We start from the raw sequence: 17,200 nt of genomic DNA on the forward strand, positions 1-17,200 counted from the left end.
AGCGTTTAGCGTAGAGCGTAAAATTTTTCCCTATCCGCTATTCGCTAAACGCTGTCCGCTCCTAAGGCACTTCCACTTCGTCAAAAATTCTCTGAACAATGTCTTCGGAGGTCTTTTCCTCGGCTTCGGCCTCGTAGCTGACGATGACGCGGTGGCGCAGGACGTCCATGCCGATGGATTTCACGTCCTGGGGCGTCACATAGCCGCGGCCCTGCAGGAACGCATAGGCCTTGGAGGCCAGGGCCAGGTTGATAGTGGCGCGGGGGGATGCGCCATACTGGATCAGGCCCTTGAGATCGGCCAGGTCATAATCCTCCGGATGGCGTGTGGATTCCACAATATCCACGATGTATTTCTCGATCTTTTCATCCATATAAATCTCGTCCACGACCTGACGGGCGCGCAGGATATCCTGCGGAGACACCACAGGCTGGACATGAAAATCCGTTCGGGTGAAGGACATCCTTTGAAGGATCTTGAGCTCTTCGTCTTTGGTCGGGTACGTGATTTTGAGCTTGAGCATGAACCGGTCGACCTGGGCCTCGGGCAGAGGATACGTTCCCTCCTGCTCGATCGGGTTCTGGGTGGCCAAAACCAGAAACGGCTCTTCCAGTTTCAAAGTCTCCTCGCCGATCGTGACCTGCCGCTCCTGCATGGCTTCCAGAAGAGCGCTCTGCACCTTGGCGGGAGCGCGGTTGATCTCGTCCGCGAGAATGATGTTGGCGAAGATCGGGCCTTTTTTGATGTTGAACGACCCGCTGCGCTGGTCGAAGATCAGCGTGCCGGTCAGATCCGCGGGGAGAAGGTCCGGAGTGAACTGCAAACGGTGGAATTTGGTCTGAATGGTGGACGAAAGGGTCTTCACCGCCGTGGTCTTGGCCAGCCCCGGCACGCCTTCGATCAGGATGTGCCCGTTGGCCAGCAGCCCGACGAGCAGCCGCTCCAGCAGATACTTCTGCCCGATGATGACCTTCTCGGTCTCAAGCTGGATGGCCTCGCAGAAACGGCTTTCGCGTTTGACCTTCTCGTTGATCGCCTCGATATTGATCTCCGTCATAGCGCGTCTCCCTCCGTTAAACTTCCCCCTCGATCATCCCAGAATTATCCCGACTGAAATCTTGATCCTATTCAAGAAAAGCTGAGGACTCCTTCGACTCCCGGAAGTCCCTGCTTGAAAAAATATTTTATTCAACAAGCCGCAGTTGTCAAGAGGATGCTTATCCCAGGTCCGCCTCGATCCTCTCCACCAGCCGGTTGCGGATGTCCAGGGCGTGCGGGGACGGGACCTCCGGGCCCTTGATGACCACGGGCTGATTGTTTTGCGGATAATAAATCCGGATTTCACGGATCCGGCCGGCCCCGGCGCCGTACGTGTCAAGCCGTTTGGGATTGCGGTAAATCACGGGGATCGATCCCAGGAACATAAAGGCGAATCCGTCCTTGGGAACGGTCATCCGGCGGGGCTTCCCTTCGGCGCCGGCGAACGTGACGTCGTCGACTTTTTTCGTGAACAGCCATCCCGGCAGCGTCGGTTCCAGTCGGAACACAATCTGGTTCTGGCCGTCCGTCCGGAAGGGCCGGCGGCCCACGTTCATCCACAGCCACATGTGCGTGAACTCCGCCGTGCTTCCGGACAACCGCGCCACGAACCCCTGGCCGTGCAGGGCGGCGTCCTCATGCGCGCTGCTGACGATAAAGGATGAATTTTCCAGAGTGCTGCGGCCGTAGGTCTTCGGCTTGAGGAACGGGACCAGGACGTCTCGGAACGTGGTGTAAAACTCTTCCGGAAGACCGGCCCGCAACAGTTCCAGCAGATATTTGTACTCCATGTGGAGCCAGATGGATTCGTTCTCCAGCCATCCCGGCGGAAAAATGCTGGCCCGGCCGATGTCCTCCGTGACGTCGGCGAGGCCGGCGTTGACCTTGTACATCTTCAATTTTGTGTCGAACAATTCGCTCTTGCGAAGGGTCTGATAGAGCCGCCGGGCCTGATCCGGGGACGGGACCACGCGCAGGGCATGGACAAACCCCTCCAGGAACAGCGGCAGGTCATGGCGCTTGAAACGCAGCGGCCGCACATAGGGGCAGTCGTGGTGCCATTTGTCCAGCGTCTCGTGTTCCAGGACCTCATAATAAAAATAGGTCGGGAAAAGACCTCGGCGGTCTTTGACGGATTCCAGCCCGCGGTCAATCTTCTGTATGATCAAATTCAGGAACTGAACGATCTCCCACGCCGCCAGATGATTTTCGTTGCCGGAGATCCCCTGCCGGACCTGGGCGCGGTACTGCTCCTTGGCGGTATTGGCCTTGTTCCAGTACGTCAACGGGTCCGGCTCCCCGAGGATGTTCTTGAGTTCGTGAATGAACGCGGCCAATTCGGCGTAAACATGGACAGTGGCGTCGTCCTTGATCCCCAGGCCCTTGAGCGCGTCGAGGATGAACAGGCACAGACGTTTGAGCTCAAACGTTTCACACAAAGACGAGCCCAGCAATCCCGGCAGCCCGTTGAGGGCGTCATACCAACTCGGTTTGTCCGCCTCCATCTCGATCCCGATCCCGCCCGGGTCAAGGGTCGCCGCCTTGTTCGCCGCGAGGCACAGGAGCTTGGCCATCAGGGTCGTCTGATAAACCTCCCCCTGCCCGTTCTGGGTACGGAGCTTGTTCCCGGTCTCATGGACCCGGATCTCCTCTTTGGAACCGTGCTTGACGGAATGATACTGGCGCACGCCGTTCTTGGTAAGGAGGTAACGCTGGTCCCGGGGCAGGACATAATGCGAATTGTGGTAAAAGCCGAAAACTTTTCTCTCCAGCAGCAACCGGCGCAGTCGTTCGGGATAGACGGCCAGGTAGCTTTCGATCAAATCCAGGTTGTAGGCCCAGTGGTCGACCCAGAACCCCTCGCCGTGGTCTGCTTTCTCCTGTTTGTGGCAAATCTCCAGAACGCGGGACAAAAACTCGACCGGTGAGACTTTCAACGAGAGGCCCGAATGCGCCACCTGGTGCAGGAGCTCTCCCGGCTGGAGCCCATCCTTCAACCGCTCGGCGAACGGCCGGACATCCCCGGAGAGGCAGGACCGCAGAACGCCTTCCATCCGGTCCGCATCCTGGCAGGAAAATGACAGCCCTTTCACAATCAGAGGATTGTATCCGTCGGCCTGGACGAGGCTCAAAAAATTCACGATGTTGGCGTCATTCACATCCGGGTTGAACCACACGTCGTTGCGCCGGTTCTGGTTGACGTCGCGGTAATTGCCGTTGCCCTGGGAAAACCACGTCGGGGCCAGGACAAAACTGTTGTAATCGCGCTCCAGGTCGCCGTGCTTGCGGCTGAAAATGTTGAGCGTCACGGTCCCCTCACCCGTTTTGAGCGAAACCGGCAGGCCCCCGCGAAGGACGTTATCGAGGAATGTCTGCCCGCAGTAAAGGCTGTATTCCGGCGAAGAGCTGACCGTCAGGGCGAACTGCTTGCAACGGTCGATCTCGGCCTGGTTTTCCCGGGCCTTGCGGTCCAGGTAATCCGGCTGGGTGATCTGGCGCAATATCTTCGCGAAGTGATCCCTGCTCTGCGCGTGCCCGATCACGCTGGCGAACCGGACCTGCCCACCCTTGCCGGGGAGCCGCCCTTTCAGGAAGGTCATCGCCGACGGCATGCGGTTGCTGGTCTGCTGGCGGGCCGGGACACGGAAGGACCCCGCGGACAGAAAGGCCTGCGGCGCAACATAATCCGTGGCCTGACCGAAGACGCAGGCGTTCTCGACGATCATGTCCAGCAGGCGGGGTCTGGCCTTCTCCGTCTGGAAACTCACGTAAAAATTCCCCTCCCGGATATGCTTCACGGCCGGAGTGTCCGCGACCTCGACCTTCAGGTGATAAAACGGGGTTTTCTCCTTCACCAGATAAACCTTGACCCAAGCCTCGACAGTCCGGCACATGTTCTTCGCGACCCATTCGGAAATGCCGTACGGCATGAACACCGGCAGCCCGTCCACGAGCTCGAACTCACAGGGCACGCGTCCGTTGTTCGTGACGGTCACCCGGCGCGCCAGGGCCGGGAAAGACTCGCCGGGAACGGTAAAATAATTCACGCGCACGGCCACCCCGGTCTGCGGATGCGTATCTTCGATCGTCAGGTCGTGGGCGGTCATGGACAAAATCTGGCGGCCGGGGCCGGCATTTTGAAACGGCTCCCAATAAATTTGTTTCCTGCCGCTCTTGATCTTCAAAAACGTGCGGAACCCCTGCAGGGAGGTCAGCCGGTAGGCCTTGTTAGCCGGCTGGAACTCCAGCAGAGATTTGTCCTTGCCTTCGATGCCGAAGCTGGAAACGCACTGCCCGCGGTTGACGTAAAACACCCACATCGGGATGCCCCACGCGCCGGCGACACCAGGGAAAAAATTACTGAAAGGCTTGCTCTGGTTGTAATCCTCGATGACAAAACACCCGTTGCCATCCAGATGACAGGAAACTGCGGATTTGGAAGACGGAGACGTTTTCATGGATGCCTCTCTTCTGCTGCGGATCTCGCGCCAGCCGTCAATACGGCTGCTTCAATTTACGAAAAAGATTATAATGCCCGGACAACTTCATCCAAAGGACCACATTTGAAACGTCCTTGTCGCTGAAACGGATGCGATTGATCTCATAAATGTCCCTGTCGAACCGGTCCTTGCCGCGGTTGGTGGTCGCGGCCGCCAGATAACCGCTGTCCCGCATATACGCCTTGATGTCGTCGGTAAACCCGCCGACCGGGTACGCGAAAATCCGGACCGGCATTTTGAGCCGGGTTTCCAGGATCCGCTTGCTCTGCCGCACCTCGTATTCCAGCTCCTTGGCCGAGAGCCCGGGCAGGTAGGCCTGGGTCATGCCGTGGCTGCCGAAATCAAAGCCGGCCTTCCGGAGATGGACAAGTTCGGACCACCGCATGAAACCGTCCCGGAACGTCATGTTGGGGGAAACAAAAAAAATCGCCGGGAACCCGAACTCCTGGAGCACAGGCATGGCATTTTTATAGTTGTCAATGTATCCGTCGTCAAACGACAGGACAACGGTTTTGGGCGGGAATGTCTTCCCGGCCTTGACCCCGTTGACCAGATCTTCCATCCGGATGACCTTATATCCGTTCTGTTTTAAATAGGCCATCTGCCTGCGGAAATTCTCCGGAGAAACATAGTCGGCCGCCGGCGGGTGGGAAACCGCCACGTGATGGTACATCATGACCGGGACCGTATACGTCCCGGACAGAGTGATGGATGCCGCGGCCACGAGAACAAAGAGGCCGCAGGCGGCAAACAGTAACGCTCTGGGAAATCGCATGGTGGCAGAAAAATGGTAATTACGCGGCCAGGGCTTTTTTCACGAGCTCGCTGACGGATTTGGTGTCGGCGCGGCCGGCCAGTTTGGCGATCACGGCCTGCATGACCTTTCCCATGTCCTTCATTCCGGTCGCGTTCAATTCTTTGACGGTTTCGGAAATGGCGGCCCGGATCTGCTCCTCGCCCATTTCCTGGGGCAAATAGGACTTCAGGATATCCAATTCTTTCGCTTCCTTGTCCGCCAGATCGGCCCGCCCGCCCTGCTGATACTGCTCGATCGAATCCTGCCGCTGTTTCGCCTGTTTTTTGATCACCGCGATAACGTCCGGATCCGCGAGCTTGTCGGCCTTCTTTTCGATCATCAGGTATTTGAGCTGGGCGCGAAGGAAGCTTAAGGTGGACTTGCGCACCGCGTCGCCGTCCTTCATGGCCTGCAGGAAGTCTTTGTTGATTTTCTCTTCAAGCATGGTCCCTCCTCTTATAAATATCAATTAGGAAACATCTTAATCGTTTTATTTCTTGATTGCAATCCTTTTATGATTTCGATCCGGGACTTTTTCACGCCGAAATGTTCGGCCAGGACCTCCACCAAGGCCGCGTTCGCCCGGCCATCCAGAGCGGGGGCCGAAAGGTAAACCTTATACCTCCCCTCCTCCTGCCGGACAAGGTTCCTGCGGGCATTGGGCACGACCTTGACTTCAAACGTCTGGGAGGGAGAGGGTTGAGTGCTCATGGCAGGACCATGTCCGTGGCATTGGTTTTCAGCCATTGCCGGCGCTCCCGGAAATCCGGCAGGACACGGCCGACACAGGACCAAAAACGCCTGGAATGGTTGGGGACTTTCAGGTGGCAGAGCTCATGGACGACAACATAGTCGATGACGTCCATCGGGGCGAGGATGAGCAGCCAGTTGAGATTGATGGATTTCGCCCGGTGATGGCAGCTCCCCCAAAGGCGCTTTTGCGTGCGGACCGTGATCTTCAAAGGCTCAAGCCCCATGATCCGGGCATAGTGAAAGATCCGCCCGCCCAGGACCTCCAGGGCCTGGGCCCGATACCATTTGACGAGCGCATCCTTGATCTGCCGGGAAATTTTCTCCGGCGCCGTGCCGTCCGGGAGAAACGCCGTCCAACCCGATTCGTCGAAGGCGATCCGGGCCGTCTTGAGCCCGTTCCAGGAGACCGCAAGGCGGTACGGGCGGCCCAAGAAAAGAAATTCCGATCCGTCTTCGTATTTTTTTGCCGCGAGAATGTCCCTGCGCTCTTGAACTTCCCCGAGTTTACGGAAGACCCAGGCCGCCTTCTGCCGCAAAAACCGCTCAATTTCCTTTTGAGGAAGAAGCCGCGGCGCGCAGACCCGGACGGTCAACGAGTCCCGGATACTGATCTGCAGCGATCGGCGCCTGGAACGAACCATCTCGTAATGAAGAAGCCCGCAGGACGTTGTCAGTTCAGCGGGCCCGGAAGACAAAATAATTTTGGGGTTGGCCATCGTCATACGTCTCTAAAAAATCCAACAAACAGACGTATTGTATACCATGCACGAAGGGAATTCAGCAAAAATCCGGAAGATTTGCTGACAGACGGCAGGACATGATCAGTCTCGCCGGGGCATGGCCCCGGTTATTTAACGAACGTGACGTCGACCTTGATATCTTTGGACCGGTCGGCCGTCCGGGGATTCACCGGCAGGGCCTCGCCGTTTTTGACCAGAAAGCCGTTATTGCCCAGGAGAGATTCCAGCTTGTCTTTTTCCTTCTGGGCAAGGACGCGTTCCAGGGCGGTGTTATGCTTGATCTCACCGATCCGGACCTTGACGTTATGGATCTTTTGGCGAAATTTGGCAATGATATCGCGGCCCTCGCCGACAGAATTGAAATCTCCGTTTTCCTTCTTCATCAGGCTGATGTCAGCCAAAATTTGGGCGTTTTCCGCCTTCAAATCCGCGATCGATTTCTGCAGCTGGGAAAATTCTCCGGCCAGCTCCACCTGCTGATTCAAGCGCTTGTTCTCCTCCTGGACCCGGGCCAGAAGCTGTTCCGTCTGCGTGAGGTTCTTCCGGATAGACGTTAATTCCTTGATATAAGACTGCGTGACCGCTGTTTGGTCGTCCAGTATCCCCATCAGTATCCGGTTGGAAGATTCCATGCTCTCGTAGTTCATCCGGTAAAGCTCAAAAGACCAGATGACCAGGCCCAAAAGGACTACCAATGAAAAAATCCTGAAAAAAGGTACTTTCCTGCCTGGTTTCTTTTCCGTGTCCATTTTTCTTTCTCCCTCTGCGTTCGTTTCCGCCATATTTCACACGTCCTTGTCCCTCTGACAATCGCGCTTTTCCTGAGCAATTCAGTAAATAAAAAATACAGCCGTGATAGCTGTATGGATGACTCGAAAGATGAAAAAAGTATAGCTCAAAAGAGGGGTTTAGGCAAGAAAATTTCCAGCCCTCCCTCCTTTTCCCAAGGCCCGAAAAAAACTCGGTGAAGCACCCAAACCCTTACAACGCCTACTCTTGAATTTCAGCGCTATCTTTCAAAACCGCTTCCAGTTCGCCCTTCAGCGCTTCACTCCCCGGTTCGGACAAGACTTTCTGGATGATCTCCTTAACCAGGGGGTGTTGCTGGGCATTGGACGCCAGCGACCAGCGGGCCGCGCTGTGCGTCAGGGCCCTGGCGACATCCTCATCCGAAAGCTTGGCGTCCTTGTCGGGCCACTGGTGATCCAGAGCGCTGATGATTTTGCGGACCGGGGCCTCAGACCCCGAGGCGAGGAATTCTCCCCAGAGATAATCCAGAAAAAACGGCGACGACGGATCCGGCGACTGGAAATCCAGCGTCTGCGCGATGATCTGCGCCACAAGGGTCTTGGAAACCCCTGACTGCCGGGCTTCCAGGTCCTGAAGCTTTTTCAACAAATCCGGGTTGTCGCGGGCCGCCGTTGCGATAAAATGCGCGAATGGCTGAAAATGGATGGGATCGTTCGCGGCCTCATCCTGCGCCAGGATCACATTCAGGACCTTGACCAGCTTGTCGGGCTGGAAATCCCGGTAATAATACGTCACGACATCCGCCATCTCCTGGGACGTCAACCCTTCCCTCGCCAAGGCGGATTCCAACGTTTCCTGGGCCGGAGAATTTCCGGCGGCGGACAAAAAAAGCCCTCCGGCAACACAGGCCAGCATGACCCACCTCAACATTCTCATATGTCCCTCCTGACAGGTTAAAACCCTTAAATAATCTCCAAAATGAATGCGGCATGGACATACAGCCCCGGGGTTGTCCGGAACTCCCGGATGTCCTTGAGTTTAACCGCCGGGATCGCGCCCAGTAAGGATTTCATCTGCTCCACGGTCCGGAAACATGCGCCCCGGTCCAGACTGTAAAAAAACGCGCTCAGCCGGCTCTGCCCCGGGACAATGACCGGGTCGCTGAGGACGATGTGCTTTCTCCCGACCCGGACCATCTCCCGGACGGCCGGGGCGATCTGCTCGTCCAGAAGATGATGAGACGCGTCCACCATCATGACCATGTCAAAGGTTTTCTCCCCGAACGGCAGGCGCAGGGCATCGGCAATGACGAACGCCGCTTCCCGGTATTTTCCGGACGCGAAACTGACGCGCGGCGCACTGTTGTCGATCCCGGCGTACAAGCCCCGCTGGAGGATCGCCCCTTCTCCCAAGCCGCAGCCGACATCGAGCAGACTCTCATACGGATACGGGCTCAAGGCGCGGCACAGCCCTTCCACCCTCCCGCCGTCCAGCAGGTCGCGCTGCCACTGCGAAATATAGGGATTTTCCAAAATCCCGCCAAAGCGCATTTTCCGGTCGGCGATGCGTTCCGTCATGGCGCCCTCTCCGGTTTCGGCAGATTCTGCTCTGATAGACTTTTCATCCGCAGGGCCTTGTTGAACCAATACATCGCCTCAATGGAACGCCCTCCCGCAAAAATCCACGCTTTTTTGTTCCCGTACTGAAGCTCTTCCAGGATGACGTCCTGTTCATGGATGGGAAAGGAAAATCCGACGTTCGGCTGCGGGAACTTGAGCCCGACAAACACCGCCCTTCCCCCGTCCATATTGGCCAGACCTGAATAATTCTCGATCCCTCCATAATAACAGTTAAAACCATAAATCACGACGCGCAATTTTTTTTGCACATACCCCAATTCCGGCATGCCGAGGATCTGGGCTGTGATGAACGGAGCGCCGATCTTGAGCGCCTGGTACTTCTCCTCCATGCGCCTGGCCAGCATCTGGTTGACCCTCAGATCGCTGCGGTATTCCAGGCATTTTTCAAGCAGCACGTGGTCATTCTCCAGCATCGAATGATAAAAGGCCCCGTAGGCCGAGTAAAAAGAAATCCCGACGGCAACGATGAGCCCCGCCAGCACCACCTTCCTGGGGCGGACAACAAGCCGAAGGACATAGATCAGGCAAAAACCGTAAAACGGGGACAACAGCAACCAATACCTCGGCGAAACCGCGAAAAAATTCAAAAACAGCATGAACCACATCCCGGCCAGGACAAAAAACGCCGACGGGACGAACAGCTCTCCCATGAAGACCCGGCTCCGCTCCCCGCTGTTCCCCGGAGTGCGCGCCAATTTTACGGCGGCGTAAACACAAAACACCAGGGCCGAGAACGAATACAGGAAGACCGGCGATGTCTTGTTCAGAGAAACCCAGCCGATCAGCGGGGTCAACATCCCGAAACTGACATGCTGATCTTTCAGGAGATATTTCAGCCACACGTTAAAGCCGGCCATCCCCATGAGGACCACCGCCCAAATAAAAAGCGCGGGGCGGAAGCGGTGCGGCCGCACAAACACGAACAGGGTCCCATAAATGACCACCAGCGCGGCGCAGGCGAAGACGGCCGTCCCCTTCACAAAGACGGCGATCACGGCCATGGCCGCGGCCCAGGAAAACCGCCGGAGGGACAGCGCGTGCGTGGCCAGCATCACAAACAGCAGGCACGGCATTTCCATGTTGATCGCTTCGGCCTGGGCCTGGAACAACGGGTGCCCCAGGAGAATCAGCGGCGCCAAGGCGGCTGTTTCCCGGTCAAAAACCTTCCGCAAAAGTTCGCGGGAAAGGGCGACGATGCCCGCCGCCATGGCAAAAACCAGGCCGTGGCCAACGGCCAAAAAAACCTTGACCGACGGGATCCCGGACATGAGGACGGCGAGAAAGGTCGGGTAAATCGAAAACATGTAAACCTTGGCCCCGCCCTGCGCGTATCCCGGCTGCTGAAAAAGCCCGGCATAATTAAATCCGTTCTGTTTCAGCCAGATCGCTTCGGCAAAGGGCCCTCCCACGGCATCGCCGTAAGGCGGAAAACCAAGGACATCCCATTTGGTCGCGATCAAAAAAAGCCACACCGCCGCAAAAAAACGCCAGAATCCCGCATCTCTCAAAAAAATCCAGACGAACAGCAAGAATGCCATTCCCGACGCCGCCTGGCTGGCAGGCCCCCACAAAACCTCTTCCCCCCGCCCGAGATAAAATTCCAATTTCTGCGGCTGAATCTCCCCCAGAAGGCGGTTGAGCAGATCCGTATGGCCCAGGCGGTATTGCTGTTCAATCCAGACCGGACCGTAAAATTTCAAAAAAACAAATATCCCCGCCAAAAACGCGATCAGAAGAACCGGGATGAGCTTGGAGGCCATCGGACGGCCCCGGGCGTGGTCTGTGGGCAGGGCTTCAGACATGATCGTACCACCCGCAGAACCCCAGGGCGCTGATGGTCTTGGCGTCCCGGATCAGGCCGCGCGCCAGCAGGCGCCGCACGTCGGCCCGCGTCGCGGGATGGACCCGGATGATTTCATCCGGGTCCTGGACGCCCTGACAGGGAAAAAGCCTTTCTGCTCTGTAGATGACAATGATTTCGTTGGAATACGCCGGCAAAGGATAAATCATGCCGATGCGCCGGATAGCGCGGGCGGCAAAACCGGTTTCCTCGATCAGTTCCCGGCGGGCGCAGGACGCCGGCGACTCCCCCGCCTCCAGCGTTCCGGCCGGAAATTCATAAAGATATTTCTTGATCACCGGCCGGTACTGCCGGATGAGAAGGACCTGGTCCCGCCGTGCGAACGGAACAATGCACACGGCGCCGGGGTGATCGATCATATCCAGCGGCATCCAGCGTCCGTTGGGCAGAAACTGTTCCTTGGTCAAGAGGGAAATCGGCTTCCCGCGGAACCGGTGGCGGCAGCGAATTTTGCGTTCCCGAGCACGGGAGGATTGGGTGGTTTTCATGAAACAACAGACAAGGCCACGAGACCTCTATTGAAAAATCGAGTCCAGAATACTTTCAATGGCTTTTTCTTCCGGCGGCTTCTCCGCCTGCCCCGGCTGCGCCGGGCTGCCGTCCGCAGGGGCATCCCCGGAGCCCAGGACATCGCCGATGAGTTTCTTGATTTCCTCTTTGCCCCTGGCTTTGATCATTCTCTTGCCGACGGCTTCCAGGTCAGGATAAATTTTCAAACTTGACACAGGCCCTTCATAGCCCGACAAAGGGATCCTCATCGTCCCGTCCTCTTCGACCAACCCCTGAAATTCCGGCGCCCGGGACAGAACGGATTGCGCGACGTCTTTGGCCAGAAAAAGATCGGAATCCAGCTTGACCCGGGCTTTGACGTCCATCGAGCCGCTGGACAGGAGGGAAAACGCCGTGGTGACGAACTCGGCGCGATTGATCGACAAAATTTCTTCTTTGAAATCCAGGACCACCTGAATCGTCTGAAACACCGTGTCGCTGCGGCTCAATTCCTCCCGGGTCCCTTCCGGGACCGCCGCCTTGACAATTGCCGACAAATCAGGGACAAAAGATATTTTTCCAAAAACAAAATCCAAAAGGTTGAACTTGCTCAAGGTCCCCCCCGACACCTGCATTTCCCCGGCCCCACACAAACCGGCGAGAAAAGCGTCACCCTGGAACCCCTGGCCTTCCGCCCGCCAGTGACCGGCCAGGTCCCCGGTGAAACGGGTTTCGGGGCCGAGCTCCGGCAACGGCTGGGCCAAATGGATTTTTTCCGCGGTCATGTCAAAATAAAATCTCTGCTGCTGGAGGTAGTCCTCGATCTTGCCCTTCCCCTTGACTGCGCCTCCGCCGAGGACCAGCGAAATTTCCGGGAAATTCAGATCTTTTTCCGACATCTCCAGCGAGACCCTCCCGTCCTCAACCGAGACCGGCGCCTGCGGCATCCTGACCCCTAAGCCGGAAATATCCCCTTTGAGGGACAGCACGTGCAGACCGGCCGGGCCGGCGATCATCTGGCTGACCAGGGCCTGCAGCGAGCCCCGGAACTCGACGGAGACGGGAACGGCTTTCAACGACGGTATCCCTTCCGTGATCTTTTCCCAGGATATCTGCGCCAGATCGGCGGAAACCTTAACGTCGTCCAGCCGGCACTGACCGGTCTTGGGATCCAGCTGCATCTGTCCGGAAAAATTGACCTGTGGGGAATCACTAAAAACGGAAAATCCGCCCTGAAACGGGAACGCCCGGCTCAGGGACAGCCCCTCCATCTTGAGCCGGAAGTCCTGAACGGCAACACGGACGGGCGGGGTCTGCCCAAGGTCTGAAAAAGAAAATTCGCCGTCAGACACCTGGATGGTCTTGACCAGAAGTTTCGGGAACGGCGGGGTTTGCTTCGAGGTTTTCCCGGGGCTGGACGACGGCTGTCCGGATTTTGGGGATTCCGGCCCGGGAGCGTTCAACCGCGCCAGAAGGTCTGACACATTAAGTGCCCCCGCCTTGTTCTTGACCAGATTGAGCAGGGGCGAGGCCACCAGGACCTGGGAAACGACCACCTCCCGCCGGGAAAGAAAGGCCATCCCGTCCACAACGCACAGGATTTCCTTCACGGCGAACAGCGGTCCGCTGGAAAAATCCGGGAGGTCCTGCACACGGATGCCCCCGGCCTCCAGCGTCAAACCGCGGAACAGGGACAACGACAGGTTCAGCCGGTCGATATCCACCCGGGTCCCGAGGCGTGAAGACAGGTCAGCGACCAGTTGTGTCCGGAACCGTTCGGCGTCAAACGTTTTGACAAAAATCACGGCCGTGATGACGGCCGCGGCCACAAGCGCCAAAAACGCAAAACATATCCATCGAATTTTTTTCATTAAAAGGGCCCGCTCATTTCAGGCCTTTCCAAAAAGGCCGTACGCATTATAGCCCATGGGCAGAAATGATTTCAATTTTTTTTGGAAATTCCGCCCGAGAGAAGGAGCAAAACGGCGTGAACGAAGACGATGAGGTTAATGACCGCTGTCCGCGGCATGGTCCCTCAGCCGCCGGTATTGTTCCTGCGCGGAACGGTGTAAATTATTTTCCTGAGACCTGTCATTGATTTTTTGAACGCGGGATTTTCCCATCCGGTCCTGAACCGCTCCGGAAGCCGTCCCGGGGACAGCGGCCTGCAAAGACGGCCGCGGCGGCGGTGTCCGCGCTGAGGACGCACCCGCGGCCTCTCCTCCGGCCGCCGATGCCGGCGGGGCGATGTCAGGGGCAACGCCCTGAAGGATTTTGTCTAAGGCCTGTGACGTGTTGTCCATGGGCCCACGGGTCACCCCCTGGATCTCGTCCGTCAATTCCTGCAGTTCCTGGAGCAGGGAAGCCCTCTGCTGAAACCCCTGAAGATACTCCTTCCGGAAAACGTTCAACCGTTCCCAAGAACTTTCCGCATCCAAATCCAATTCCCTGACCTGACGGCTGGCCGCGGACTGATTGTCCCGGAGTCTCTTGACCGCCAGCTCGAGATTATCCAGCAGCATGCCCTGTTCGCGGACCAGATCCTGATAGCGCTGCATCAAAACGCGCAGATCCGCGTCCGACCGGCTGACCAGCTGCTCGGCCACCTGCTTGAGCTCGCCTTCCATGCTCTCATCATTGGTCTCCAGCTCTCCGAGCGTGGCGTCAAAATGCCGGATAAACGCCTGCCATTCGGCATCGGCGCCGCGGCTCGAAGACTCCACCCCGTCAGAGCGCCTGCGTTCCTGTACCAGCGCCCGGTCCTGGAATGATTTCAGATCCTCCCGCACCAGCCCGAATTGATGCTCCAGGCACGGATCGAACTCCTGGCAATCCTCCAGGGCGCCCGGGATGTCCGATGTTAACGCCCCGATCTTTTCCAGCCGGTCCCCCAGCTGAGGAATATTCTGTTCCGGGTCCGGCAGAATCCCGGTGAGAAAAGACACCAGGTCTTCCTTCGCCTGAAGATAGGCTTGCTCCCGAAGCGCCGGATCGGGATTACGGTGCGCGGCGGACAGGTCCCCGGCGATGGCGTCCAATTCCGGGAACCGCTCCAAAAACGCGAGGCGTTCCTCATCGACCGCCTGGCGGAACGCCCGGGCGGCCTTGACGATATCGTCGTGAGTGATCTTCAGATTATCCAGCAATTCCCGGCGGTGAGAAATCAAGTCGGCCCTTTGATCCTGAATCTCATGATGCCTCGTTGACAAACGGCTGAGGGCCTGGCTGGAGTCGGACAGGAACGTCTGCCGGGTTTGATCGGCCCGTTCCCGCGGAGCGAATTTGCCAAGTCCGGCAAAGTCCATAAGCCGGCTGACGGGCCCCTGCCGGCCGTGATCCGACGAATATTTCTCAAACGCGGTCAGGCCCGCGAAGATAAACAGGATAAGGATCATAAAAAAAGCTTTATCCACGGCTATGCCTTTCCGTCAAAATGGATTTCATCGAATATCCCAATTGTAACACTCTCCCCGGGTTTCAGATAATGTTTCTGTCCGTTTTTTGCGGTTCCGCAAGATCTTCCCATCGGCTGACCGGCGGACGGCAGACCCGGTTATCGCACACATAGATCGTGACCGGCTTGAAAGCCGGACGGTATTCCGCAAGGCGAGGCAAAATCCGAAAGGCCTCCTCATCGCCGGCGGGGCACCAGAGAACGGACTTGCGGGGGAGAAAGCGTGAAAAAATCCGGTCAATATCCGCCCGGCAATCCCTGGACGGCTTTTCCGCAACAAGGACGATGTCCTGGACCGGGCCCAGGAGGAAATCAAAAGCCGTCAGCATCTGGGCATAGGCCTCGGGCCGGACCTGCATTTCCCCGGCGAACGCGCCCAAGGTCTCTTCGGCCGCTGTTTTCCAGAGATCCTCAAACGTCAGATGGTCCAGGCGGGCCAGGGCCAGCGCGGCCATGGAATTCCCGGACGGGATGGCCCCGTCATAGGCGTCTTTGTAACGGAACAACAGCGGCTCGTCCGTCCGGGCGCTGAAGAAAAACCCCTTCCGGTCCGGATCGCTGAACAGCGCGAGCAGGCCCCGTCCCAGATCCATCGCCTTTTTCAAATAACGCCCCTCCCCGGCGGCCTCATACAAATCCAGGAGGCCGTTGATGAAAAACGCGTAATCGCAAAGGTTCCCGGGAACAACCGTCTGCCCGTCCCGGTAACGATGCATCAGCCGGCCGTCAGGCGCGACAAGGCGTTCCAAAATAAAATCCGCGGCATCCCGGGCCGCGGACAAATAACGGTCCTCCTTCAAGACCAGGGATCCGAAGGACAGCGCGGAGATCATCAGCCCGTTCCAGTCCGTCAGGACTTTGTCGTCCAGATGAGGCCTCGGCCGGCGGCCGCGGGCAACAAGCAGTTTTTGACGGGCTTCCCGCAAAAGCGCCGCTGTTTCCGCAGGATCCATGCGGAACTGCCGGGCTGTCTGCTCAAGCGAGCCGGTTTCATAAAGGATGTTCTTTCCGGAAAATTCCCCGTGAGGATCATACCGGGCGTTCCCGCCCGGGGCAATACCGTAATGGTAGAAAAAAACGTCCCTGTCCCTCTCCGCCAGAAGTCCGGCAATTTCACCCGCCGGCCAAAGATAAAAGGCCCCCTCTTTTTTCTCATGCAAACCCTCGCCGCCGGGTGCGGACGGGGCCCCCGGGTCCAGACTGTCAGCGTCCTCGGCGGAATAAAATCCGCCCTCACGATCACGCAGGTCCCGAAGGACATAATCCATCGCGCTCCGGGCCACAGAAGCAAACTCCTCCCGCCCGGTGGCCTGAAAGGCTTCGAGGAATGCCCTGATGAGAATGGCCTGGTCATAAAGCATTTTCTCAAAATGCGGAACCTGCCACTCGGGGTCCGTCGAGTAGCGGTGGAACCCTCCACCCAGGTGATCGTGGATCCCACCCCGCGCCATCGACAGAAGCGTATGTTCGGCCATGTCCAGGGCCTTGTTATGGCCGGTCCGGTACCAATGCCGGAGCAAAAACGAAAGGGTGTGCCCCATGGGAAATTTTGGCGCCTGGCCGAACCCGCCGTATTCGGGATCGTAATTTTTCGAAAGACGCTCATAGGCCGTCTCCAGCAAAGACGGCGCAAGGCCGGCCGGCTCCGCCGGACGGCCTTCCATATGCTCCTTCAATGAAGCGGCAATTTCCTCTCCGGAGCGGAGGATCTGCTCCCTGCGGCTCTTCCAGCCCGAGGCGATGGACAACAGCAGTTCCCGGAACCCCGGCATGTTCCAGCGCGCCCGGGGAGGGAAGTATGTCCCGCCGTAGAACGGTTTGCGGTCGGGCGTGAGAAAAACGCTCAAAGGCCACCCCCCGCTGCCGGTCAGGGACGACACCGCGGTCATGTAGACATGATCAATGTCCGGGCGCTCTTCCCTGTCCACCTTGACGGCGACAAAATGCTTGTTCAGGATTTCGGCGATCTCGGGGTCTTCGAAAGATTCCCGTTCCATCACATGGCACCAGTGACACGTTGAATAACCGATGGACAAAAACACCGATTTGTCCTCTGTCTGCGCCTTGCGAAAGGCGTCCTCCCCCCAGGGGAACCAGTCCACGGGGTTGTGCGCATGCTGAAGCAAATACGGGCTTTTCTCGTTGATGAGACGGTTGGGTGTCCGGTCAGCCATCGGCG

Annotated in this window: 14 protein-coding genes; all 14 read right to left on the bottom strand. The window is 57.8% G+C overall.

Annotation, left to right across the window (positions count from 1 at the left end):
• Positions 1–61 precede the first annotated feature (61 nt).
• The 14 genes from Q8Q08_01310 to Q8Q08_01375 all read right to left on the bottom strand — a co-directional run bounded on the left by Q8Q08_01310 (position 62) and on the right by Q8Q08_01375 (position 17,195).
• Positions 62–1,057 carry an AAA family ATPase gene (locus tag Q8Q08_01310; protein MDP2652648.1) on the bottom strand — a complete coding sequence of 332 codons (996 nt, stop codon included), beginning with the start codon at positions 1,055–1,057 and terminating at the stop codon, positions 62–64.
• A 160-nt stretch (positions 1,058–1,217) separates the two neighbouring features.
• A complete protein-coding gene (locus Q8Q08_01315; GenBank protein MDP2652649.1) occupies positions 1,218–4,496 on the bottom strand; it encodes a hypothetical protein in 3,279 nt (1,092 codons plus the stop codon).
• 37 nt (positions 4,497–4,533) lie between these two features.
• The gene (locus Q8Q08_01320) at positions 4,534–5,313 is read right to left on the bottom strand and encodes a polysaccharide deacetylase family protein (GenBank protein ID MDP2652650.1); all 780 of its coding nucleotides are present in this window, start codon (positions 5,311–5,313) and stop codon (positions 4,534–4,536) included.
• Positions 5,314–5,332: 19 nt separating this feature from the next.
• Complete coding sequence (locus Q8Q08_01325) at positions 5,333–5,779, bottom strand: GatB/YqeY domain-containing protein (GenBank protein ID MDP2652651.1); 447 nt, start codon at positions 5,777–5,779, stop codon at positions 5,333–5,335.
• Positions 5,780–5,799: 20 nt separating this feature from the next.
• Complete coding sequence (locus tag Q8Q08_01330) at positions 5,800–6,045, bottom strand: DUF167 domain-containing protein (protein MDP2652652.1); 246 nt, start codon at positions 6,043–6,045, stop codon at positions 5,800–5,802.
• Positions 6,042–6,803, bottom strand: a complete 762-nt coding sequence (locus Q8Q08_01335) for a SprT family zinc-dependent metalloprotease (GenBank protein MDP2652653.1) — start codon at positions 6,801–6,803, stop codon at positions 6,042–6,044. Before Q8Q08_01335 ends, Q8Q08_01330 begins: the two co-directional genes overlap by 4 nt.
• 131 nt (positions 6,804–6,934) lie before the next feature.
• Complete coding sequence (locus Q8Q08_01340; protein MDP2652654.1) at positions 6,935–7,522, bottom strand: hypothetical protein; 588 nt, start codon at positions 7,520–7,522, stop codon at positions 6,935–6,937.
• Positions 7,523–7,817: 295 nt separating this feature from the next.
• Complete coding sequence (locus tag Q8Q08_01345) at positions 7,818–8,513, bottom strand: hypothetical protein (protein MDP2652655.1); 696 nt, start codon at positions 8,511–8,513, stop codon at positions 7,818–7,820.
• A 26-nt stretch (positions 8,514–8,539) separates the two neighbouring features.
• Positions 8,540–9,154, bottom strand: a complete 615-nt coding sequence (locus Q8Q08_01350) for a class I SAM-dependent methyltransferase (GenBank protein MDP2652656.1) — start codon at positions 9,152–9,154, stop codon at positions 8,540–8,542.
• Positions 9,151–11,019 carry a hypothetical protein gene (locus tag Q8Q08_01355; protein MDP2652657.1) on the bottom strand — a complete coding sequence of 623 codons (1,869 nt, stop codon included), beginning with the start codon at positions 11,017–11,019 and terminating at the stop codon, positions 9,151–9,153. The genes Q8Q08_01350 and Q8Q08_01355 overlap by 4 nt, the downstream gene beginning before the upstream one ends.
• On the bottom strand, positions 11,012–11,566 hold the full coding sequence (locus Q8Q08_01360; GenBank protein MDP2652658.1) for an NUDIX hydrolase: 555 nt from the start codon (positions 11,564–11,566) through the stop codon (positions 11,012–11,014). Before Q8Q08_01360 ends, Q8Q08_01355 begins: the two co-directional genes overlap by 8 nt.
• A gap of 27 nt (positions 11,567–11,593) precedes the next feature.
• Positions 11,594–13,438, bottom strand: coding sequence for an AsmA family protein (locus Q8Q08_01365; protein ID MDP2652659.1), 1,845 nt, complete (start codon positions 13,436–13,438; stop codon positions 11,594–11,596).
• Positions 13,439–13,573: 135 nt separating this feature from the next.
• A complete protein-coding gene (locus Q8Q08_01370) occupies positions 13,574–14,962 on the bottom strand; it encodes a hypothetical protein (GenBank protein ID MDP2652660.1) in 1,389 nt (462 codons plus the stop codon).
• An 82-nt stretch (positions 14,963–15,044) separates the two neighbouring features.
• The gene (locus tag Q8Q08_01375) at positions 15,045–17,195 is read right to left on the bottom strand and encodes a thioredoxin domain-containing protein (protein MDP2652661.1); all 2,151 of its coding nucleotides are present in this window, start codon (positions 17,193–17,195) and stop codon (positions 15,045–15,047) included.
• Positions 17,196–17,200: the final 5 nt, after the last annotated feature.

The organism is Candidatus Omnitrophota bacterium, from assembly GCA_030688425.1.
GTDB lineage: Bacteria > Omnitrophota > Gorgyraeia > Zapsychrales > JANLHA01 > JAUYIB01.